This window comes from Ktedonospora formicarum (assembly GCF_016587355.1).
In the GTDB taxonomy this organism is placed as follows: Bacteria; Chloroflexota; Ktedonobacteria; order Ktedonobacterales; family Ktedonobacteraceae; genus Ktedonobacter; species Ktedonobacter formicarum.
The window spans coordinates 314484-336326 of record NZ_BNJF01000003.1 but is presented as its reverse complement, the minus strand read 5'-3'; the positions used below and the strand labels follow the sequence as shown (position 1 = coordinate 336326).

General features: G+C 50.0%; 16 protein-coding genes and 7 pseudogenes. 9 read left to right on the top strand and 14 right to left on the bottom strand.

All coding sequences use genetic code 11. The features are described 5' to 3' along the window. Positions 1-123: 123 nt before the first annotated feature. Positions 124-510: pseudogene (locus tag K3T82_RS27870) on the top strand (IS6 family transposase); the annotation flags it as partial. Positions 511-745: 235 nt separating this feature from the next. On the opposite strand, the gene K3T82_RS27865 reads toward K3T82_RS27870, so the two are convergent. Then, complete coding sequence (locus K3T82_RS27865; RefSeq protein ID WP_220196810.1) at positions 746-2287, bottom strand: alpha-N-arabinofuranosidase; 1542 nt, start codon at positions 2285-2287, stop codon at positions 746-748. 79 nt (positions 2288-2366) lie between these two features. Between K3T82_RS27865 and K3T82_RS27860 the strand changes: the two genes are divergently transcribed. Both K3T82_RS27860 and K3T82_RS27855 read left to right on the top strand, forming a co-directional pair. Next, the gene (locus K3T82_RS27860) at positions 2367-3359 is read left to right on the top strand and encodes a GntR family transcriptional regulator (protein WP_220196809.1); all 993 of its coding nucleotides are present in this window, start codon (positions 2367-2369) and stop codon (positions 3357-3359) included. A 231-nt stretch (positions 3360-3590) separates the two neighbouring features. Next, a pseudogene (locus K3T82_RS27855) lies at positions 3591-3680 on the top strand (IS6 family transposase); the annotation flags it as partial. Between the two features lie 40 nt (positions 3681-3720). On the opposite strand, the pseudogene K3T82_RS27850 reads toward K3T82_RS27855, so the two are convergent. The 6 genes and pseudogenes from K3T82_RS27850 to K3T82_RS27820 form a co-directional block, all read right to left on the bottom strand. Next, positions 3721-4801 (bottom strand): annotated as a pseudogene (locus K3T82_RS27850) (IS630 family transposase). Positions 4802-4870: 69 nt separating this feature from the next. Continuing rightward, positions 4871-4960: pseudogene (locus K3T82_RS27845) on the bottom strand (IS6 family transposase); the annotation flags it as partial. Positions 4961-5263: 303 nt separating this feature from the next. Next, a pseudogene (gene lacZ / locus K3T82_RS27835) lies at positions 5264-8298 on the bottom strand (beta-galactosidase, LacZ type). A gap of 71 nt (positions 8299-8369) precedes the next feature. After that, positions 8370-9203 (bottom strand): carbohydrate ABC transporter permease, encoded by an 834-nt coding sequence (locus K3T82_RS27830; RefSeq protein WP_220196806.1) that lies wholly within the window; start codon positions 9201-9203, stop codon positions 8370-8372. Next, positions 9196-10104 carry a carbohydrate ABC transporter permease gene (locus tag K3T82_RS27825; RefSeq protein WP_420799358.1) on the bottom strand — a complete coding sequence of 303 codons (909 nt, stop codon included), beginning with the start codon at positions 10102-10104 and terminating at the stop codon, positions 9196-9198. Before K3T82_RS27825 ends, K3T82_RS27830 begins: the two co-directional genes overlap by 8 nt. A gap of 128 nt (positions 10105-10232) precedes the next feature. Then, entirely contained in the window at positions 10233-11489 is a 1257-nt protein-coding gene (locus tag K3T82_RS27820) for an ABC transporter substrate-binding protein (RefSeq protein WP_420799357.1), read from the bottom strand. Positions 11490-12201: 712 nt separating this feature from the next. On the opposite strand from K3T82_RS27820, the gene K3T82_RS27815 reads away from it, so the two are divergent. Continuing rightward, positions 12202-13395: an ROK family transcriptional regulator gene (locus tag K3T82_RS27815; RefSeq protein ID WP_220196803.1), complete on the top strand. Its 1194-nt coding sequence runs from the start codon at positions 12202-12204 to the stop codon at positions 13393-13395. Positions 13396-13545: 150 nt separating this feature from the next. Here the strand turns inward: K3T82_RS27815 and K3T82_RS27810 are convergent. Continuing rightward, a pseudogene (locus tag K3T82_RS27810) lies at positions 13546-14228 on the bottom strand (IS6 family transposase). 72 nt (positions 14229-14300) lie between these two features. Between K3T82_RS27810 and K3T82_RS27805 the strand changes: the two are divergent. Beyond that, positions 14301-14444 (top strand): cation transporter dimerization domain-containing protein, encoded by a 144-nt coding sequence (locus tag K3T82_RS27805; protein ID WP_236031611.1) that lies wholly within the window; start codon positions 14301-14303, stop codon positions 14442-14444. 38 nt (positions 14445-14482) lie between these two features. Here the strand turns inward: K3T82_RS27805 and K3T82_RS27800 are convergent, their stop codons facing one another. Further along, the gene (locus tag K3T82_RS27800; RefSeq protein ID WP_220196802.1) at positions 14483-15466 is read right to left on the bottom strand and encodes a CapA family protein; all 984 of its coding nucleotides are present in this window, start codon (positions 15464-15466) and stop codon (positions 14483-14485) included. Positions 15467-15672: 206 nt separating this feature from the next. Next, positions 15673-16011, bottom strand: a complete 339-nt coding sequence (locus tag K3T82_RS27795) for a hypothetical protein (RefSeq protein WP_220196801.1) — start codon at positions 16009-16011, stop codon at positions 15673-15675. A 1048-nt stretch (positions 16012-17059) separates the two neighbouring features. Between K3T82_RS27795 and K3T82_RS27790 the strand changes: the two are divergent. Then, positions 17060-18293, top strand: a pseudogene (locus tag K3T82_RS27790) (IS110 family RNA-guided transposase). 182 nt (positions 18294-18475) lie between these two features. Next, positions 18476-18724 (top strand): hypothetical protein, encoded by a 249-nt coding sequence (locus K3T82_RS27785; RefSeq protein WP_220196800.1) that lies wholly within the window; start codon positions 18476-18478, stop codon positions 18722-18724. 133 nt (positions 18725-18857) lie between these two features. Here the strand turns inward: K3T82_RS27785 and K3T82_RS27780 are convergent, their stop codons facing one another. From K3T82_RS27780 to K3T82_RS48080, 3 genes are all read right to left on the bottom strand, one after another. Further along, complete coding sequence (locus K3T82_RS27780; RefSeq protein ID WP_220196799.1) at positions 18858-19178, bottom strand: YdeI/OmpD-associated family protein; 321 nt, start codon at positions 19176-19178, stop codon at positions 18858-18860. A 307-nt stretch (positions 19179-19485) separates the two neighbouring features. Further along, positions 19486-20397, bottom strand: a complete 912-nt coding sequence (locus tag K3T82_RS27775) for an IS982 family transposase (RefSeq protein WP_220193845.1) — start codon at positions 20395-20397, stop codon at positions 19486-19488. A 218-nt stretch (positions 20398-20615) separates the two neighbouring features. Then, on the bottom strand, positions 20616-20867 hold the full coding sequence (locus K3T82_RS48080; protein WP_236031610.1) for a hypothetical protein: 252 nt from the start codon (positions 20865-20867) through the stop codon (positions 20616-20618). Here K3T82_RS48080 and K3T82_RS50140 point away from each other — a divergent pair. Beyond that, a complete protein-coding gene (locus K3T82_RS50140) occupies positions 20853-20927 on the top strand; it encodes a pentapeptide repeat-containing protein (RefSeq protein WP_420799356.1) in 75 nt (24 codons plus the stop codon). The two genes, K3T82_RS48080 and K3T82_RS50140, sit on opposite strands and share 15 nt — an antisense overlap. 81 nt (positions 20928-21008) lie before the next feature. Continuing rightward, on the top strand, positions 21009-21140 hold the full coding sequence (locus K3T82_RS50135; RefSeq protein ID WP_420799348.1) for a pentapeptide repeat-containing protein: 132 nt from the start codon (positions 21009-21011) through the stop codon (positions 21138-21140). Between the two features lie 8 nt (positions 21141-21148). On the opposite strand, the gene K3T82_RS27760 is transcribed toward K3T82_RS50135, so the two are convergent. Then, positions 21149-21835 (bottom strand): NAD(P)-dependent alcohol dehydrogenase, encoded by a 687-nt coding sequence (locus K3T82_RS27760; protein WP_220196797.1) that lies wholly within the window; start codon positions 21833-21835, stop codon positions 21149-21151. Positions 21836-21843 lie beyond the last annotated feature (8 nt).

Sequence of the window (21843 nt, the reverse complement as noted above, 5' to 3'; positions counted from 1 at the left end):
TGGGATATGGACGAGCAGGTATCTCTCTGCTCCGCCAGCGAGTTCTTCACGCCTTCTAACAGGAAAGGAGATTTCCCTACCAAACATCGGGCCGTATTGGTGAGCAAGCAAGCTTCACCGAGAATGTGTAAGAACCGCTTTCCACCCGTGATTATCAGTCATTGGGTGTGATTGTACTTCCGTTTTTCGCTCAGTTTCCGTGATGTCGTAGAACTCATGGCAGAGCGTGGAGTAGTGCTCACCTTCGAAACCGTCCGTCAGTGGTGCCTCAACTTTGGCCAAATGTATGCCAATGAGCTGAGACATCGCCGTGCAAAGCCGGGAGACACATGGCATCTGGATGAGGTGTTTTTGACGGTCAAGGGCAAAAGACAGGATCTGTGGCGTGCGGTTGATCAACATGGCAACGTGCTCGATATGCTGGTACAGAGTCGACGCAACAAACAAGCCGCCAAGAGGTTCTTTCGCAAGCTCTTAAAGGGACTCAAGTACGCGCCTCGCGTCGTCATAAACTGAACTATAAGGGGCTTTCCCCACTCATTTTGGTTTCTTCATCATTCTTGCAACACAACCATCGCGGATAGCGATGTTGATCGCGTCATATGTTGGGTTCTTGTTTTGACGAATATTTTTAGTGTGGTGAGGATACATCCCAATGAAAGTTCCCTGACAGGTGCTATACTGTCAGGGAACTTCACTTTATCCAGAAAGGCCCGCAAGAAGGCAAAATATGGCTTTCAAATTATTATCCCAATCGTCCTCGCATACGCGTTACGCTGCCAGCTGGCAGCGAGACACGCAGATGTGCGCCTCGCGCCTGAACTCGCTTCGGTTCAGAAGGTTGTACCGCGAGGGGATGCTCAAAGGTGTTGTGCGCATGAATATCATTGGCAGCAAGTGTGACCGTCTCAACTTCATTGAGTCTGCCCTGATACAGTTCTAGATCGAGTTCAACTGGTTGCGTCGGATGTGTATTTACAACAGTCACACAGAGCATGTCGTCATGAATAGAGGCTGATCCGTGTACCGCTTGTAGTGCAAACGGCTGCTTATCAATGTAGCAGGATTTGCAATGTTCTGCCGCAGCTTCGCCGTTACTTACCGTCTCTGCCGCCGTCAGAAAACGCACCGCCTGAGCCCCTTTGTGTGCCTGATACAGATTAAACACATGGTAGGTTGGAGTCTGGATACAGCGATCTTCTTCCACCAGGAGCAGCGCTTGAAGTACATTGATCAACTGCGCTATATTTGCCATATACACCTTGTCGGCGTGGTTGTGGAAAACGTCGAGTGTCAATGCAGCAACACAAGCATCACGGATCGAATTTTGCTGATAGAGTCCGCCTTGCGGTTTGTCCTGCTCAACCGGGTGCCATGTGCCCCACTCGTCCATAATCAGCTTTCTTCTGCGTGCAGGATCATATTCGTCCATAATCCTGCGATGTCCGGTTACAATCCCTTCCATTGCATAGGCTTTGGATAGCAATTCTAACCATTGTGATTCGGTATACTTCGTTGCCGTGCCTGCCGTCCCGCAATAGTAGTGGGCTGCAAATCCCTGGACCTGATTGAGTCGACAACTGGTGTGGTGATTTGTCATGTATTCGAAGAAGCGCCTCGTCCATTGCCAGTCATACCCATTAGGACCGCAAGCAATTGCTTCTACCTGCGTACCAGGATAGTTGTGGACGTAAGTACGATAGCGTGCAAAAGCGGCGGCATACTCCTCGGGGCTCATATTGCCGCCACAGCCCCAGTTTTCGTTGCCAATTCCCCAGAGTTGTACATTGAACGGTTGTCCAGCCCCATTTGTTCGGCGCTCCTCGGCCAGAGTCGATTTTCCGGCAAAGTTACAATACTCGACCCAATCACGTAGTTCAGCCGGGCTATCGGACCCAAGATTACCAGCAAAATACGGATCGGCACCAATTGCTCGGCAAAAGGCCATAAACTCATGAGTACCGAAGGAATTTGGCTCCTCGGCCATGCCCCAGTGGACATTGACGCGCATCGGCCGTCGCTCGCGAGGTCCGATACCGTCGCGCCAATTGTATGTATCAGCGAAACAGCCGCCTGGCCAGCGCAGAACGGGTATATTCAGTGGTCGCAGGGCCTCTATAACATCGTTGCGCAGCCCGTTTGTATTCGGAATAGGACTTTCCGGGCTCACATAGATACCAGGATAGACCAGCTCTCCCAGGTGTTCTGCAAAGTGTCCATGTAAATATGGATGAATCTGCCCTATAGGTTCTTGTGGCAGTACCATCACTCGTTGTACTGAATCCATATATTTCTCCCTTGATTTGAACCAATTTTGAACCAATTTTTATATTGGTTTTATTCATTTATATGCTATAATTTATACTATGTCAATAGACCAAGCTGTGAAATATGCCGAACTCCGTCAGCTCGTCGAAAAGCTGGCCGGGCAACGTCTCCCTGGAGAGCGTGAACTGGCCGCCCAGTTAGGTATTTCTCGACCAGCCCTGCGCTCCCTCCTGGCAACATTAGAAGCGGAGGGACTGGTCCGGCGTCACCAGGGGAGCGGGACTTATGCCAATAAGTTGCAAGCTGAGCGGCTCACAACGGTAGCACTCCTAATCGACGAAGAACTGAAATTGGGGGACGATCCTTTCTTCTCACTGCTGGTAGAACGCCTCCAGTCTCACCTGCAAGCGGAAGACATTCGCTGCATCATCGAACGCATTCATCACCAGAGGCAGCCGCATAACCTGGGAGATGGCGCTATCACCCTTGGCGTTGCTGGGAGCGCTGTGTTGGCAGGACTGCGCCCAGACGATCCACCAGTTGTTGGGCTATTGCTTGACGCCAGGATTCCTGTGCATACGCGGGCCAGTCTGTTTCAACTGGCGGATCGAGAAGCAGGCATGGAAGCCGCTCGACATCTGCTTGCTTTGCAATGTCAGGAACTAGTCTTCGTAGGAAGACGTGATATCGCTTCCTCACAGGAGCGCCTGAAAGGAGCAGAAGAGATTGCCACACAAGCACGCATCTCTCTCCAGTTTGTCAGAAGCCATTTGAACTACACAGCAGGCCTGCGCCTGGGCCGCGAACTGAATCTCTCCACAATCAAAGGACCAATTGGTCTTATTGCTACCAACGACTGGTTAGCTGTTGGCCTGCGGGCGGGGCTTTCTAGCAATACATCAGTCCATGATCCCATTCATATTGTCAGTTTTGATGGTCTCCCAATGACCAGTGACCCTTTGCTCTGCATTGAGTCACTCTCCGTTCCTATTGATGTTATTGCCATAGATACGATCACCGAATTGCGTCGCCTCTGCCAACCTGCTCCTCTGGCCGGCCGCATCGTACGCTACCCATTATATTGGAGCTAACAACCTCTAAGTTTTCCCGATTTGAGGTGTTGAGAACTCTTTTTCAGGTTTTGAAATTTTGCCCATGTAATTGGTGCTGATAATACCAGGCTGCAAATCCATAGTGGATACCTCCTAGCAGAAAATACGCATCTATGGTTCAACCTGACCAGTGAGTATTGAAAACGATCATTGAAAATGCAGTAATGAGGTACACTCAACAGGATCCTACTGAGTGAGAGGCATTTCTCTATGCACCATGGTTCGTTGTTCAAGTGGCGACATTTTCAAGCCGATATCATTCTGTTGTGTGTTCGTTGGTATTTGCGCTATTCGTTGAGTAGTCCACCACACTGATCTTGATGCATCGCTCCTCTTTCTGTTAAGAAGATATCTCCTTATGTAAGGGATACAAATGTTTGAGTTTGATCCGCGCATCAGGAGGAGTAAAACGCCACTGCACCGTGGCTCTTTGAGTGTTGCGTGCTTGCTCCCACGCAGCGATTTCTTGACGGAGTTGCTCGATATCACCAATACGACGCTTGAGACATTGATTCACCAAAACAGAAAGCTTAATTTCAACCAACTTCCATGCAAAGGGGTGTAATGCCATTCGATTCGTTTGGCTAAACGGAGCGCTTCTGGAAAGGCAAACGTTTCATAGAGTGCAGCAGGAGTATGCGTATTGAGATTATCGAGCACCAACCGTACTTTCGGCACAGAGGCATATTTTTCATCAAGCAGATATTGAAGACAGGCAGCGCGCATCTCGCTTTGTTCGTGTTTCTTTGATGATGGGATGTCGCCAGCCTGCTTGTGGTTCAAACATCAGGAAGGTGCTACATGCGCCATGGCGTGAGAACTCCGTATCTTCACGTGCCAGTCGACCGGGTTGTGGTGGCTCTGGGGATTGGAGATGCCCAATCAATTGGCAGGGACGTTCGTCAATGCAGACCACAGGATACCTTGCGTTATAGGGTTGCATGGAGAGATCCAGGAGATCTTCCATGCGCCAGACAAACTCCGCTCCGACCTTAGGAATGCACCACTCTTCTTTCAGCCAGGGCTTGAGTTCGTTTTTTTAAGACCCGACGCACCGTTTCATCTTTGTTTGCTAACAGTTGCATGGTCCAATTGGTCCGCCCTTCTGGCGCGTCACTGCAGGCTAATGCTACCAGATACGCTTCTTGCTTGCCATCAAGTCGAGGCTTAGCGCCTGGGCGAGGCAGTTCGGTGAGGGCATGATCCAACCCTTTTTGGCAATAGCGTTTGCGAACGCGTTGCACAGTTGCGCGACCAACTTCCAGGGTCTGAGCAATCTCCTCGTCGCTTTTGCCTTGGCTGGCCAGTAAAAGAATATATCCACGAGCAATGCTTCTCGCAGAATGCTCCCCCACTTTGAGCAAATCGTGCAGTTTGGCTCGATCCTCCTCTATCAGGTGGACTTGATGGATCAGGACCATGTGATGCTACTCCTTTTTCTTCAGCATACCTCAGGAAGATGCAATGCATCAAGATCAATGTGGTGGGCTACTGAGCGCGTATCGTAGGTACCAGCGCACGCACAAGAGAATGATGTCAGCCTGGAAATGATGCCCTTTGAATGGATTCTGCTCGGTCATGGGATCCTCTTTTGTTTTTTCGCCTCGCTTTCGCAGATCAGCTTACTTCTTGCAATACAACCCCATAAGGCTCTCAACCTCCATTGGCTCATTGAAAGTGCGCACAACCACTCCTTCCCAGCCTGCTTGTAAGCTCGATTGTATGGGACTGGTGGCTACAAAGGATTCAAAAGCAGAGGTGGATGTGGAATGAGGTACACCATGCTGCATATCTTTTTTAAAAAACTCTTCAATTACTTTGTCAAGTTGATAATACCGTCATACATGGTCCTCATTTGTCTTTTTTACGGTCATCCTAACGGATCAGCTACATACGTTCAAAAGAAAGGATACTTCGAGTGGCTGTTCGGATGAAATACAGTACTCGTCATGCACCGGAGCGCCAAAGCTGTCGTCTCCGCCGACACCCATCTGTTTTGCCATGATATTGATCACCGTGTAGTTTGGCTCGGGTAGCTCCTCACGGTGAAGCGCGTTTTCCAATTCAAACGGCGTGTATGGAAGCACCCCCAGCTCGAACGGCGCGTCCACGGCCACAAAACGCAGGCCCAGGCCCTTGTCCGCGGTTACTTGTGCCCAGCGTACACCGGTGCGATTCCCGCATTCCTGAGGAACAATGTACTGCGAAAGGTTTTCCTGAGCCGTGCTCTCGAAAATACCCAAACGTGCTCCATGAACGCGGTCGATGTAGTTTTCGTCCGGCCCCATACCGTACCACCGAAAACGATGATATTTTGCTTTGACTCGAAAGCTAAGCCCGAATACCGGCAGTTCTGGCAAATTGGGGCTCCCCGGATATTTTGCCTGAATGAGGATTGTTCCATCCGGTCGCACGGTATAGGAGACCGTCACCATCACAGGAACCGGCGTTGGAAGCTGATAAGAGTAGGTTACCGTTACGTAGCCTGATTCCTCCGACACTTTTGCGTCGCAATATCTCTGGCATGCGCTGGCGGCGTACCAGATCGCGCAGCGGAACGGGTAGCCGTTACCTCGGTCATTGTCGGTCGCGGCGCGCCAGTAAAACGGTCTAGGGGGCGAGTAATGAACTCCTCACCGTGTTTACGCAGGGATACGATTCCGCCCTCCTGTAGGGAAAACAAGACGGAAAAGTCCTTACCGTGCACTCCGATATTTACGTCACCATGTACTACGGTCAACGGCAGAGATTGTGTTTGTTCCGGCTCCATTCCAGCGACTGTCCACACATACATACCGAACGCCTGTTCATAGCCCTGTTCTGTCCAGAGATTTGCCGTTCTGTGCCGGAGGGAACAGTTCAGTGCGTATTCCCCACTCTGCCGAAGTTCCGGCAGCCGCAGCGCAAAATACTGCTCTGCCCCGGCGGGCATGGGGCAGTCCATGGTAGCTGAAAATATCGCTTCGCCGTTACGAAGCAGGGAATATTCTAGATAATATTCATCAGTAGAAACAAACAGGTTTTGGTTTTTTATAAGAACGCCCTTTTCATCGGGAAGCAGTTTTAGGTTCTGATACAGGAATTTGACTTCCTGCACCTTGGGTGAGGGCTCCCGCTGGGGATACACTATTCCGTTCGTGCAGAAAGCATAATCCGTTGCTCGATCGTCAAAATCCCCACCATAGGCCATCTTTTCCCTGCCGGAATCATCTTTCGTCAGAATCGCCTGATCGATATAATCCCAGATAAACCCACCCTGATACTTCGGGTATTTCTCCTCCAGTTCTGTGTAAAGGTGCATACCACCGCAGGAGTTTCCCATGGCGTGCATATATTCGCAACTGATGAAAGGTTTTTCTGGATCGGTTTGCAAATAGTCTTCAATCTCCCGCGGCTTCGCATACATGCGGCTTTCCATATCGCTGGTTCCGTTGTATCGCCGGTCGCGAAAAATCCCTTCGTAATGTACCAGACGGGTCGGGTCTGTTTCCCTGAAGTACTGCGACATTTTAAAGATATCCAGCCCGCCGAAGCTTTCGTTGCCGCACGACCAGATGAGCACCGAGGGGTGATTTTTGTCACGTTCCAGCATGGATTTTGCGCGGTCCAGCACCGCATCAAGCCAGTCTTCTCGATCGCCAGGCACAACCCAGTCTGGGTCAACTTTTCCCATTTTCTGCCATGAACCGTGGCTTTCCAGATTCGTTTCGTCGATCAGGTAAATGCCGTATTCATCGCACAGGCGATACCACTCGCTCTGATTTGGGTAGTGGCTGGTGCGTACGGCGTTGATGTTATTCCTTTTTAAAAAGCGGATGTCCCAGAGCATATCTTCTTTGGAAATGGCTCGGCCGCGACGGCAGTCAAACTCATGCCGGTTCACGCCTTTAAACACGATCCGCTTCCCATTCAAACACATGATCTGATCAATCATCCTGAATTCGCGGAAACCAACTTTTTGCAATACGGCTTCCAGAGTTTTTCCGTCCTGACCATACAGATGGATCAGCAGGCGGTACAGATATGGATTCTCCGCACTCCATAATCGGGGCTCCTTCACAGGCAGAGAAAGATTCATATCTTCCCCACAGGCCGTGTTCATAAGGGCAGCTATGGTTCGGCCTCTGTCATCCTGTAAAATCAGATCGGCAAATACGCTGCCCGCTCCTTCCAATTGAAGCCTCATCCTTACATTCAGCGTTGCAGCGGTATAGCCGCTTGCCAGGTCGGTTGTAATACCGAGGTCGTGAACATGCGCCTTTGGCACGGTATAAAGATACACCTCGCGGAATATGCCGGAAAAACGCCAAAAATCCTGATCTTCAATCCAGCTCGCACTACTTCGCTTATAGACTTCCACAGCGACGCGGTTTGTGTTGTCGTGAAGAAACTGAGTAATGTCAAATTCGGCCGGAGTAGAGCTGTCTTCGCTATACCCAATAAAACTGCCGTTCACCCAAACGTAAAAAGCCGTTTCTACGCCCTGAAAAGACAGATATACCTGCTGATTTTTCAGTTCAGGCTTCAGTTCAAATTCTTTCACATAGCTGCCAACGGGATTGTATGCTTCCGAAACCTCCGGGGGGCGCAGCTCGCTATGCCCATCCCATGGATACATGGTATTGATATACTGGCACTTGTCCCATCCCTGTAACTGGATATGACCGGGGACTTCAATCGTTCCCCATCCGGCGCAGTTGTAGTCTTCCCGATAAAAATCACGGGGGCGCTGCTTCGGATTCTGCGCAAAGCAGAAGTTCCATCTTCCATTCAGGCTCTGTTTCAAGGTCATTTCCCGATCCTGCAGGGCTTCTTCCACGTTCGTATAGAACCGGTGGTCGGAATGCGCTTCCTGTCGATTCACTTCAAACACGCGAGGGTCACTCAACCAGGATAAAGTTGGTTTTTCAGCATTCATAATCTTCAACAGTTCTTAACTTAAAATTATCATAGCGCAATGCTCTTGCTTGGCAACAGGAGCGACAATATCTATTTGACGGAACCAATCATGCCCTGTACAAACTGTTTCTGCATCAGGAAAAAGATCAGGGCAGTCGGGATGGTTGCGATGACGATGCCAGCCATAATCATGCCGTAATCCGGGGTGTAGGATGCCCCCATCGTCGAAAGGATCAGCGGAACGGTTCTATTATCCGGAGACAGCAAAGCGACCAACGGCCAGAGATAACTGTTCCAGCTGGCCATAAACGTGATAATCGCGGCAGCGGCAAAGGTGGATTTCATTACCGGCATATACATCCTGAAGAAGATCCCCATTTCACTCAATCCATCGATTCGCGCAGCTTCAAGAATATCTTTTGGAAAGGCCTTCGTGCTTTGACGGAAGAAGAACACCAGGAAGGCGGTAGACAGGGTCGGAATAATTACAGCTGGTAGGGAGTCCAGGCCAATGAAACTCAGCCCGCTGTTATTGAATGAACTGAACAGCCGAAATAACGGGATCATGAGGGCAGAGAACGGCACCATCATAGAGAGAAGCAGTACATTAAAAAGCGCATCTCGTTTTTTGCTGCGATACGTTTCAAATCCGTAGCCAGCAAGAGAGGAGAGCAGCAGCGCCATGAAGGTAGCCACCAGCGCGATCACAGCCGAGTTTTCCAGCGAGTTGACAAACCCGAGATCGGAAGTAAACAGATTGGTCAGATTGGTCAGCAGATTTGTGCCTGGCAGAAGCGTAGTGCGGTTAATCGCCACAGTCGTATTCGTTGCGCCGATGATCATCCAGAAAAACGGGAAAATCGAAATGACAGAAACAATGAGAAGAAAAAGGTATTTAGAAATTTTGGAAACATATTTATGCATCGCGCTTATCTCCTCCCACAATAAACTGAAACAGGGACAGCAAAACGATCATGGCCACAACGACATACGCAATCGCGGATGCATAACCGAAATTCGGTGAAAACTTAAAACACAGGTTGTAAATGTACTGTGAAATACTAAGCGTTGCATTAGCCGGTCCGCCCCCAGTAATATTCTGCACTTCATCAAACAACTGCAGCGTGCCAATCGTGGAAGTGATAGCGGTAAACAAGATAATCGGTTTTAACAGTGGAATGGTCACGCCGAAAAATTTCTGGATCGCATTGGCCCCATCAATCTCAGCCGCCTCGTAGATGCTGGGTTCTATATTCTGCAAGCCAGAGAGATAGAAGATCGTATTGTAGCCCGTCCATCTCCATGTAATGGAAATGATGATCAAAACTTTGGCCCAAAACGGGTCGGTCACCCAAGAAATGGGTTGGGAAATCAGATGCAGATTTAGCATGATCTGATTCATTAGCCCGGTATTGGAGAATACGCTTTTCATAATCAGGGAATAGGCGACTAACGAAGTCACACACGGAAGAAAGATCGCTGTTCGAAAAATGCCCCGGAAGCGTAGCGTTCTATCATTGAGCATAACTGAAATGATCAGAGCAAGGATCAGCATGATTGGCACCTGAATAACCAGATACATCAGGGTGTTGAACAATGCCTCTTTGAAGATCGTATCAGTTGCAAGCCTGGTATAATTGCTAAAACCGGTAAAGGTCAACATACTCCCCATCCCCGACATCAGGGACATGACAAATGCCTGAGCCATGGGATAGAAAACAAAGATGATGATCAACAGAGAACTTATGGAAACAAAGGCCCAACCCCAACGATTTTGTCTTCTTGATGCACTGCCGGATTTCACTTTTGATGTGCCGAATTTCATTTTTGATGTGTCGGATTTCATTATTGATCCCAATTGAGCACCCCCGATTAAATGAAAGGCGGCTATTTGCCGCTTATTCATTGGCAAATATCCGTCTTCCACATGTTTCTACATGTTACAGAAACATCTTATTGCGCGGTGGCGGCTACCGCTTGCGTTTGTTCATTCTTCAGCGCCACGTCGATATTCGCACCGTGGACAATGGATTGAACAGCCGATGTCATGGTGCTTTCAATCGCATAGGTAAAAAGGCCATAGTTGACAGGGGGAATCTTTCCCATCCATACAGAGAAATCTTGCATGATTTTCTGCCCGCCGAAGAATGCCTCGCTTTTTTGATAATTTGACAGGGAACCCGCTGCTGTCATGGTGCTGACCAGATTGATGTCTGTAGCAAGATTATTTATCAGGGCGGTGTCGGAGGCAAACGTTTTGGCCAGGAAGTCGGCAGCAAGGGCTGAGTCGCCAACCTTGTCCAACACATACCAGCCTGCACCACCAAGATTAGATGCGTTCACTGAATTGGGAACATTTCCCAGTCTCGGGAGCGCCGCTACCGCCCATTTTCCACTTTGATCCTTGGCGGAGGCAACCGTCAGAGCAATCCAACAGCCAGTCGGGACGGAAGCAACATTACCACTCTGAAAGGCCGAGACGAACGGATTCCAACCTGAAACCTGAGTTGAAATACCAGCATCGACGATCTTTTTATAGGTGAGGATGGATTCTTTCAAAACCGTGTTGCCGGATATATCAACGGTTTTCCCATCCGGCTTGACATACCAGGAGCCGGCAGACTGCATCATCATACGGATTTGACCCAGATCGGTAGGATCTAACGTCAACATAGATTTGCCAGTTTTCGCCTTGACCGCCTTCCCAATTTCGATGTATTTGTCCCAGGTAAGGTTCTGCATATCTGCCTGAGTATAACCGGCTGCTTGAATGTAATCAGTGCGGTAGAACAAAGCCGTAACACCGCTATCAAACGGAACGCCGTAGAGCTTATTTTCCTGGGACATCACGTTCACTTTATAAGGCGAAAAATTCGCTTTATTCACAATCGAAGAAAGATCTTTCAGTTGGCCTGGATAAGAGGCGAGATAGCCCTGGATGCGATAATCCTCAATGAGGACGATGTTTGGCAGGCCGTTATATGCGCCAGAAGATAGGGCGGTATTCAATTTTTGCACAATATCGGCCTGTGCCATACTCACCACATTCACCGTCACACCTGGATTGTTTTTGAGATACAGCGCTTTCGCCTCGTTGGCCGCTTTGACGTTGAAGTTATCATCCCAGGCCCAAATTGTAATAGTTTTGCTTGAATTATTTCCGGAGCCACTGAAGCTCCCACCACAGGCAGCCAGGAATGCAGCGCTCATCACTGTAGCGCCCGAGACCTGTAAAAAACGTCGGCGGGGGAAAAGGGGAGGAGTCTGTTTCGTGGGCATATTCATTGCCAGGAACCTTTCTGCTTCTCTGCATAAGCAACTCGTGCATTCCTCCTGCCAGGAGGATGCGCATCAAGTTACAAAAATAACTTTATGTTCTGGTGACCACAGATTCTCTGTGCTACATACTAACTGGACAAATGCTTGTCCATATGTGCTTGCATCACGCCACTGGGTAAGCAACAGGAAGATTGCTCTACCACGATGTACCTAACTTGAAAGGACTGGCTACCCTTTCTCACTGCCGACACCGCTTCAAAAGAGAACGGTTCTCACTCTTTCCAGGTTTTTATTCTTCTCTGCTCCCAATTAATTTATTTAGTATGTAAATAAAATATAGGTTTATAGAGGAGGTTTGTCAAGTGGAAAGCGCAGCAAATTTTCCAAGATCTGAAAATTTTTGCCAGGATACTTCCTTTCAGCTTCTCTGCACAAGCAGCCCGTGCATTCCAGGTTTTTATTCTTCTCTGCTCCCAATTAATTTATTTAGTGTGTAAAATAAAAATACGTTCAGAGAGAAGGCTTGTCAAGAAGGCTGGTAGATGACTCTCCGGCGTAGCCCTTCCCCTTGACAAAAATGCTCCTGAACTTCTATATTTATTTTACTATCGCATAAAATAAATCCGGGAGAAGAGGGCCTGCTATGCAGCCAGATACAATATTAACCGCCAACAAAAGCCTGCGCGATAACAATCTGCATCGCTTGTTGAACCTCATTCGCCTGAACGGGGAAATTTCCCGTCCTACTCTTTCTACAGCATCCGGCCTGAGTCCAGCTACTGTGCTTGCCCTGACGAACAAACTGAGCGAACGTGGACTGATCATTGAGAAAGGCACGGCTAACGCGCTGCGTGGACGCCGCCCTGCACTGCTCGCACTCAATCCAGCTGATAGCTACGCGATTGGCTTGATGATCCGCGAATATGAAACTGTCGGTTCAATCATCAATCTACACGGCTCGATCATTGCTTCGTTACACTGGAATCTCAATCTCGCCGAGCAGAGCGAGCACACGATCGTATGTATCGGGAAACTGGTGGAGGAATTGATCAGTCAGAACCAAGTCACGTGCGAGAACATTATTGGCATAGGGTGTGCAGTCTCTGGTTATGTCGATAGCCAAAATGGCATCTGCGTGGATTCCTGGCAACTGGGCTGGCACAATTTCGCGCTCGGCCCACTGCTATCCGAATACCTCCACATGCCGGTTCTGGTGAGTAGTAATGTGAGCTGTATCTCCTGTTATGAAAATCTCTTTGGGCGGGGACAGACCTATCAGAACTTTCTCACAGTCGCACTAGGGCGTGGCTTGGGTCTGGGAATCGTGCTTAACGGCGAGATGTATAGTGGTTCTACCGGTGGTGCTGGTGAATTTGGACATACGGTCGCTGTCGTGGACGGCAGGCGCTGCGAATGTGGTAACCGCGGCTGCCTGGAAGAGTATGTCGCACACCGGGGAATTATCGCTACCTACAGCGAATTGCTCCAAGCAGGGGGCTTCTCGCAGTCAGAACCAACGCTTGAGCAGTTGCTCCAGAGTCCGCCCGACGACCAGATGGCGAGCCTGGCACTCCGGAAAGCTGGCCGTCTGTTTGGCGCGGGCCTGGCCAATATCGTCAATCTCTTCAATCCCGAATGCATTATTATCACTGGTGAAGGTATCGAATATGGTGAACGCTTTTTCGATCCTACCCTGCAAATGCTCCAGGAGCAAGCCTTTTCCCGGCTTGCTAGCTCGCTACCAATCATTCTTGAACCCTGGTCGGGCTATGAAAGCTGGACACGTGGGGCTGGCGCGCTCGTGCTGAGCCAACTTCTTTTTACACCAGCCAAATAGGCATTGCTTTTCATTCCAGCAGGCATTGTCAACTTGTTCGCGAGAATAAAATATATTTATGAGTTATAACAAGGAGAGGCGTTAAAGGGCGATGAGAGATGGGCAAGTTTCTGCGGTTATGAGACCAGCTTTACCCCAGTCACCCGCGTTTCATTGTTGGAATTCGGCCCTATAACGTGCCACGATATTCTTGTGCACGCAAACGGGCCTTCGCGGTTGGAAATACCCACTGATGGGACCGAACGCGGAAAGAAAGCATTGTGCCAGATTGGCTGATTTGAATGTTTGCATCTTCTTCTCTCGCGGTCGTGCGGGCTGATGAGGGTTCCCCGCTCGATTGTTCAATCCTTTGTGCTGCCGATGCTCCACGCCAAGCAGGAGCTCGCGTTTGGCTGCACTATAGCCCTTCAATTTATCGGTAATAATCACTCGTGGGACATATCGCAACCTTCTGAGGGGCTTGCGGAAGAACTTTTTGGCCGCATGCTTGTTGCGTCGGCTTTAGAGAGGATATCCAGCACGTTGTTGTCCTGATCAACAGCTCTCCACAAATAATGGGTTTTGCCATTGATATTCAGGTACACTTCGTCCATATGCCATGTGTCTCCCGTCTTCGTCCGAAGACGACGCAGTTCGTTGACATATATGTGTCCAAATCGATGGCACCGCTGACGCACGGTTTCATACGTCACCACGATTCCGCGCTGTGCCAGAAGCTCTTCGACGTCACGAAAGCTGAGCGAGAAGCGGAAATACAGCCAAACTGCGTGGCTGATAATTTCAGGTGGGAAGCGAAAGCCTTTGCAGCTTGGAACAGTGGGATGTGTTTTCATGAAGCTATTCTAGCACATTGTTCAGCTACGTTCCCAAGTTGACAATATCCTGTAGAGACAGCCACGCTGGACGTGACGCTCCACATTACCTTCGATGCCCAGGCACCGTTGAGTCAAGTGCATATCTGGGCGGAAGAGATAAAGCGAGCACTGCGTCGGGCATATCCCTACCTGGATACTGTCACTATCCATACCGAGCCGCCCGAAGTAGAGTAGAGGAGAAACAGTCTGACCTGGACCACACGTGGTAACGCTTAAACGCCACAGCGAATCACAAGAGACTCATCCTGCTCATCCCAAGTTGTCGGCGTGCCTAGCCCGATACACAAGCGTTGCATCGTCGTCACAATCTTCGCGCGCTCGGGATCATGTGCCCGTCGCGCCTGGAAGTCTTGAATGACAGTGGGATAGAGGCGCAATTCCCGTATTGCCTGACCTTCTCGCTCTACCAGAAACACAAAACTCAGATCGTTGCGCTCAACGGGATCGACCGCATAATCATCGATAAAATCACCGGAGCAATAGAGAATCGGCCTCTCTTTATACAACTCGATTCCGCGCACCACATGACCGGAATGACCGAAAATAATATCGGCCCCCTCATCAATCAAAGCATGAGCAAACGCAACGTGATTCGTCGGAGGAACATAACCCCAATTTGGTCCCCAATGCGCGGACACAATCAGCAGATCAACCTCCTCCCTAGCCTTCCTCACGACCTCGAACAGTTCTTCAGCTCGCTCATCCTGCAAGAATAGAGGCACAAACCACACGCCAGCCTGTGCTTCGGTAGCCTCCCACTCAGGCTGATTATCGGTCAACGCGATCAGACCCAGCTTCTGCCCCTGAACTTCCCACAACGCGACTGTGGAAGCCTCAGTCTTGTTTCTTCCGGCACCAGCGGTAATAATGTCAGCGGCACGCAAAACATCCAGCGTCTCAAAGAGTCCTTCGTAGCCGAAATCAAGCGTATGATTATTGGCAAGCGAGGTAGCAGTTATGCGAGCGACCTTGAGCACCTCTACATTTTTTGCATCCGAACGAAAATGAAACACCTTTGGTGTCGCCCTCCAGAGCGTCCCTCGATCCGCCAGAGCGCATTCAAGGTTACAGAGGCGCGTATCGGCCCGCTGAAACAGAGAGAATGTATCTCCCCAGGGGTAGGTGGGAGGTTCTCTGGTTAAAACATCATTGAGTAGCCGCCCCAGCATCACATCCCCAATGAAGAGAAGTCGCATATTGCCTTCTCCTTCCCGACCGTTGGCTATTTAAGCATGCAATCTAGAGGGGGTCGCGCTAAAGAATATGCGCCTACATATTACCGCCCTCTGCACTCCCCTTCTTTGTTTTCGTCAGGTGCGCCGCCGTTAGGCAGCTACCTCATTACATTTTCTCTTTAAATTATAGCTCTCTGGAAGCATGCTGTAACCAGGGAACGATAAATTCACCTTCTTCGATATGCCACGGTTAGAGCGTCAGCGATGCGCTTATAACCGTCACTTGTTGGATGGATATCATGTTGTGCGCTGTGCATCCAGGTCAGAGTACAGAGCTGCGAATTGGGCGTAACGACGCCTTCGAAAGCAGTGAAGACATCGACCAGGGTACCAAATCCCTGTATATCGCGGGCGAGGTGCTGATTCAGAATCGCAATATACGCAGTGGTAAGGGGGCAGAGATTCTGAAAAGGGGTATAGGCATTCGTCATCAGAATGCGACCATGCGTACTGGCGAGAGCCTGCGACAATTGTGGCAGAATGACCGTAGTCAGATTATGGTCCAACGCCGCAAGCTGCTGTGATAATTCAAGATTATCAATCTTGCAGGTAGCGGGATCGATTTTGGGCAGCAGATCATTGGCCCCAATGCTTAGAAATTGTGTGTAAAGGGTATTGTCAATTTGTTGTTGCTAAAGTGGCTGGAGAGGTATCGAGAGAGAATGCCAAAGAAAAGTGTGCCAAAGAGAAGGAAGAGAGGCGGGGGAAAAGCGGTCTGCGTGCAGACTGTTGTTGATAAAAAGAAAGTAGGCTAATTGGCAGAAAATGCGAAAGAAGAGTAGGCCATGGGGAGGAGAGAGAGTGGTGAGGTGATGTCTGTGGGGGGAGGGGTTGGATGAGGGGAAGGAGTCAGAGAGGCGCTTCCACCGAGAGGGAAGCGTTTTTTGTGGGAAAGAAGAGGAGAAGAGGGATAGAGCAGAAGGCGAGGAAAGCAGAACAGGAGGAGGCCAGAGAGCGTGGAAAGGAGCCGGAGTGTACTTGTCCCGGTTTGGATGACGCAATAAACTGAATGTGAAGAGTCGTAGAAGAAGTGAGGAAATGATGGCAATGGGACAGACATACGACAAGACATTGAAGCAAGAAGCCGTGCAGTTAGTGAAAATGAGTGGAAAATCACAGAGAGGTAGCTGAAGACTTAGGGATAGCGATGAGTACGCTGAGCCGCTGGTGCTCAGAACTCGCGGCCAACAGAGAACAAGCCTTCATAGGCAGCGGACATGTGCAGCTAGAAGCTGAGGAGATACGCCGCTTACGCCGAGAAATTGAGGTCTTGAGGCAGGAGCGTGACATCCTAAAAAGAGGCATGCTCCTTCGGAGCACCACCGCGGATGAACCAAGGTATACTTGGAAGGAAGGGTCCCAACGCGCAGGACGAAGTTCACGCTTGTTAAGCCTTGAGCTTGGCTAAAAAGATGTTCCTGGGTATCGAAATGCACCACCGCATGTCGCTCCTTGAGAGGAAGCACGAAGAGGAAAGTATCATCTGTGCAGATACCCCATTGGTGACCTTTCACCCACCAACGTCTCTCTGTTTCACCAAGGAGGGTGGTTGCCATGCATGTGCTTTACCAATGTTGTTGCGGTCTTGATGTTCACAAGCGCTTCGTGGTTGCGTGTCTGATCTGGTATACCGAGGATGGCAAGCAGCACAAAGAGCTTCAACGCTTCTCCACGCTCACCCCTGATCTCCTCCGCTTGGTTGATTGGCTCCAAGCTGCCCACTGCACGCATGTGGCCCTCGAGTCCACGGGGGTCTATTGGAAGCCAATTTTCAACCTGATGGAGGGGCTCTTCGAGATCGTGTTGGTCAATGCCCAGCACATGCGCGGCAGTCCCTGGTCGCAAAACCGACACCAAAGATGCCCAATGGATTGCTGATTTGTTGCAACATGGCCTCCTCAAAGCCTCCTTCATTCCACCTCAACCCCAGCGCGACTTGCGCGATCTGACCCGCTATCGCAGCAATCTCAAGCAAGAGCGAACGCGTCATGTGAACCGTATCCACAAATTGCTGGAGGAAACCAACATCAAGCTGAGTTCCATCTTCGCCGACATGATGTGCAAAACGGGACGTGACATTCTCCATGCCTTGGCCGCCGGGGAGGCGAGGCCCGAGGTGTTGGCTGATCTGGCGCTGCGACGTATCCCAAGCAAACGAGATGCTCTGGTTCCTGCCTTGCAAGGATGCATGCGAGCCCATCACTGCTTCTTGTTAGGGGAACACCTCTTGATGGTCGAGCACCTTGAACGTCGCATTGCCCGGCTGGATCGCGAAATCGAGGAGCGCTTAGCCCCTCAGAAGGAAACGATGGAACGGCTTGACGCGATCACTGGGGTTAGTCAGCGTGTGCTGGAAACGCTCTTTGCCGAGATCGGATGGGATCTGGGGACCTTCCCAGATGCAGCCCATCTCGCCTCCTGGGTGGGCATCTGCCCAGGACAACACGAAAGTGGAGGCAAGAGGATGAGTGGGCGGACACGCAAAGGGAATCGGCACGCCAAAACCATCCTGGTGCAAGCCGCTCACGCTGCCGGAAAGACCAAGACGTACCTGGGAGCACAATTTCGGCGGATGAGCAAGGGCCGGGGGATCAAACATGCTGCGGTAGCAGTGGGACACAGCATCCTGCTGATCTACTATCAGATGCTCACGACAGGGCAACCCTATGAAGAAAAAGGGGAAGACTACTTTACGAAACGCGATCAACAGGAGAAACAACAGCGATTGGTCAAGCAACTGGAACGGCTTGGGTATCATGTCGATTTGACGCCGCAGCACGTCGCCTAGCTTCTTCTCTTGCTCTCCTCGCACCTGATGCGGGCACAGGGGGACTTTTTTTGCCTTGGACACAGCTGGTTCAGAGGAAAGCCGTCATGCCTCTTCGAGACACCAATGATAATAGAAATACAAGTACAATAGTCCATAAGAAGTAATAGTAGGCGATTTCCCAAGGAAACAATATCATTCATTTGTTTTCTGCGATAAGAACGAAACATGCTTATGGGTACGCACCGGGATTGGGATGTCTGGCATGGTTGTTGATTTTCTGCGAGATTGGGGCGGTTGCGTTACTGAGCCTGGCCTATTGGATTTTGCCCTCTGAGCGAGCAGGTTGCCTCAATCATGAACAGCACAACGATTTGATGCTTGAGAACTCACTCTACCAGCGGCTCACGGTCCTCAAAACTCGTCAATTCACGGGCTTGCCCGTGAATTGAGACTGCACGTCATGTGCGGCCAAAAAAACGGACGAGTACTATCAATGAAGCCATATTACAAACACTCATTCTGGAAGCTGTGAAGCTGAACAAGTCACAAGCAAATGAGCCCTTATTCTATGAAAGCCATCATCTATGATGACTTTTTCGTTCGTTTCTCGAGCACCCACTGAACCGACGGGCTTATTGGCTTGTCGGTGCGGTGAATACAGCCTATCCAACAACAAGGCCGACGCACTCCCTCTTTGAGTTCCGTGCGTACCCTTTCAACGTGCTGCCTTCTGGTTTCTGGTTTTTTTACGGAGATCGCCCAGCATATCCATTCGTTACGCGCAAGAGGCGTAAGATTCTCCCATGCCGCTAGCGCCTCCGCGTCAGAAGCGAGGGCTTGTCGTAAATCCTCTGGCAATTCGTGGACAACACCACCGGAAATGTCATTGTTGGTCATAGCCATACGTCTATCCTACTCCAAAAGAGCTCTCTCTTACAAGGATTGCAGGAGCTAACGGTGTCCTCAATTTGCCTGTTTTCTCCCGTGCCGAATTGACAAAATGGTGTTCACATGTTCGCTTGTGGAGCGGTTTGATCTGTTGCCAATGGCTGTACTGTTCATGATTGGGGGCAATATTCACCAAATGTGAGTCTTGGGGGGCACTCCACTCCACGAGCATCTTAGGAAGATTATGAATTATAATTATCAGTATTGTCAAGCTAGTAATAAGGATGTATGCAAAAAAATAAATACGCTTTGTGCTAATGGTTTAGACAGCCAGATCAGCTAATTGGAGGGCAGGCCTCCCTAAAAGGACGTTGACCATCATCGCAGCACTCTGTGCAGTGACCTTCGTTGCAATCCGGGTGATCAGCCCCCAGAGGCTTTTGGCAGAGTGTCTGGAGAGATGCATTTGTTCTTGTAACTGAGCATTGACGGTTTCACAGATCAAGCGTAACCGGTTGAGCTGCTTTTGGTCAGCCTCTGCCCGTTTTGCCGTCTGGTTGTTTTTTGCAGGAGACAACAAAACAAGGGAACGATGCTGTTCAAGATACCTCTCAAGAGCGGCATCATTGTAGGCTCCATCTCCCAACAATCGCTGGAGGTGATGAGGAAACGAGTCCAGCACATCGACGACTGGCTGATTATCGTAGAGGCTGGCTTTGGTGAGCACAAAGCCGAGAATGAGACCAGTGAGGCTCACGACGGTATGCAATTTGAAGCCAAAGTACTTCATGGCTTTGCTGCTACAAATCCCATAATCGGCATGACCAACAAAATCGCTTGCTCGTTTGCTGCGTTTGTAGCTCACGCAGGGAACAGGAGCTGAGTCAATGGCAGCCGTCTCTTCCAACAAGAGGCCCTCTTGCACCAGTTGCAAGCTTGAACGGATGGCGAGAATCACTGACCAGAGCGCACGCTTGCGACGATTGTAGCGGCTACGTTCGTTGAGTCCAGGAAAGAAGACTCGCAGCGTTGCTTGATACAGTCGGAAGAAGTGGTCCTCTCGTGGTTCGCCAATGAGTTCCTGATAGAGCGCGATGGTCACCAACTCGCTATCGGAGAGATGTGGCGCTCTTCCAGGCCGCTGTAAGGCTTCTTGGATCACGGTTGACCCTTTCATTGTATCGTCAACTATGGTAAAAAGGGTGGTGAGAACTGTTGCTTTGTCAAGCATCATAGGTACGCTCCTTGGTTGTTTTTGCTTACAAACCAAAGCGTACTACAGTTCTCTTTCTTTTTCAGCCTTTAGCACAAAGCGTAAGTGTAAAAACTAGTTTTACAAAATGATGACACCTGTTTGTGCTCAGAGGTGATTGCCTCATATAAGATATCCTTGGGCTTGAAGAAGCAGAGGAGGAAAGGAGGAGGCTATTCTTACAATCTTGATATAAAAAGCTATTGCGGATAGTGAGGTAAGCAGAATGACATGCGTAATGTTTGTGGGGCAAGAGTTGTTTTTCTGCCTGACGCATAGCGCTTCAATGGAACGAGGCCAAAGAAAGGAATCGGATGGCGAACGAAGAGCAGTTCGCTTTGCCCAGACAGGGGGGATGGAATTGTTGGCGGAGTGAGCATGTAGAGGAGTATATAGATCTGCGTGAAGCCGATCTCCGTCACGTCAAGCTCAATCGAGTGAATCTCGGACATGCCGATCTTAGATTTACCAATTTCAGCAAAGCTTCTCTGAGGGGAGCCCATCTCAGTTGAGCGAACCTTGCTAGAGCCCGCCTAAATGAGACACATCTCAGAGGCGCTTATCTCTATGGAACTATCCTCACTGCCACCAACATGTGCAGGGCGGATCTCCGCCAAGCCAAACTCAACAAGGCAGAACTGCTCGCACCAGATCTCCAGGAAGCTAACCTCAGCAACGCGAGCCTCTATCGGATCAATGACATGCTGCCCTGCGAGTCCGCGTGATGGCAGACTCATGTCCTGTGGTTGTTAGTAACGATGAGGATGACGTTTCCTGTCTTCTGCTCTGTTTCGACGTACCGAGTTGCATCAACCACCTCTTCTAGTTTGTAATACCGATCAATGACTGTGCGGTATCTCTTGGCCTCGATAAGTTCTTTGAGATGGCAGACGTCCTCTTTCGTGTAGCGAGGTGGGATCGAGAAGATGATTTTCTTCTCTCCAATCCACGAGGTCCACAGCGCCAGGAAGAGATTTTTGAGCCCATCGGTTGCCAGATAGCTGCCGCCCTTCGAAAGGCGGTCCTTGCACCGCCTGAATGAATGCTTGCCGACTACATCGAAGATGATGTCATATGTTTGATCGTTCTTGGTGAAGTCTTCCTGTGTATAGTCGATGACCTGGTTCGCTCCCAGCGATTTCACAAGTTCAAGGTGCTTCGTGTTGCACACCGCTGTGACGTCAGCGCCAAAGGATCTGGCTAGCTGAACTCCTGCGGTGCCAATGGCTCCTGAAGCACCGTAGATGAGAACTTTCTGCCCAGGTTTGAGATTGGCCTGCCTCAGGCACCACAATGCATTGAGCCCCCATCGCAGATAGCTGCGGCCTCCTCGCTCATATGACGAGGTATCGCCCTGCTTCACACATGCGCGATGAAACAGCCCAAAAAGGCCAACGGACCGGCCTTCCTCTGTCTCCACTGACACTC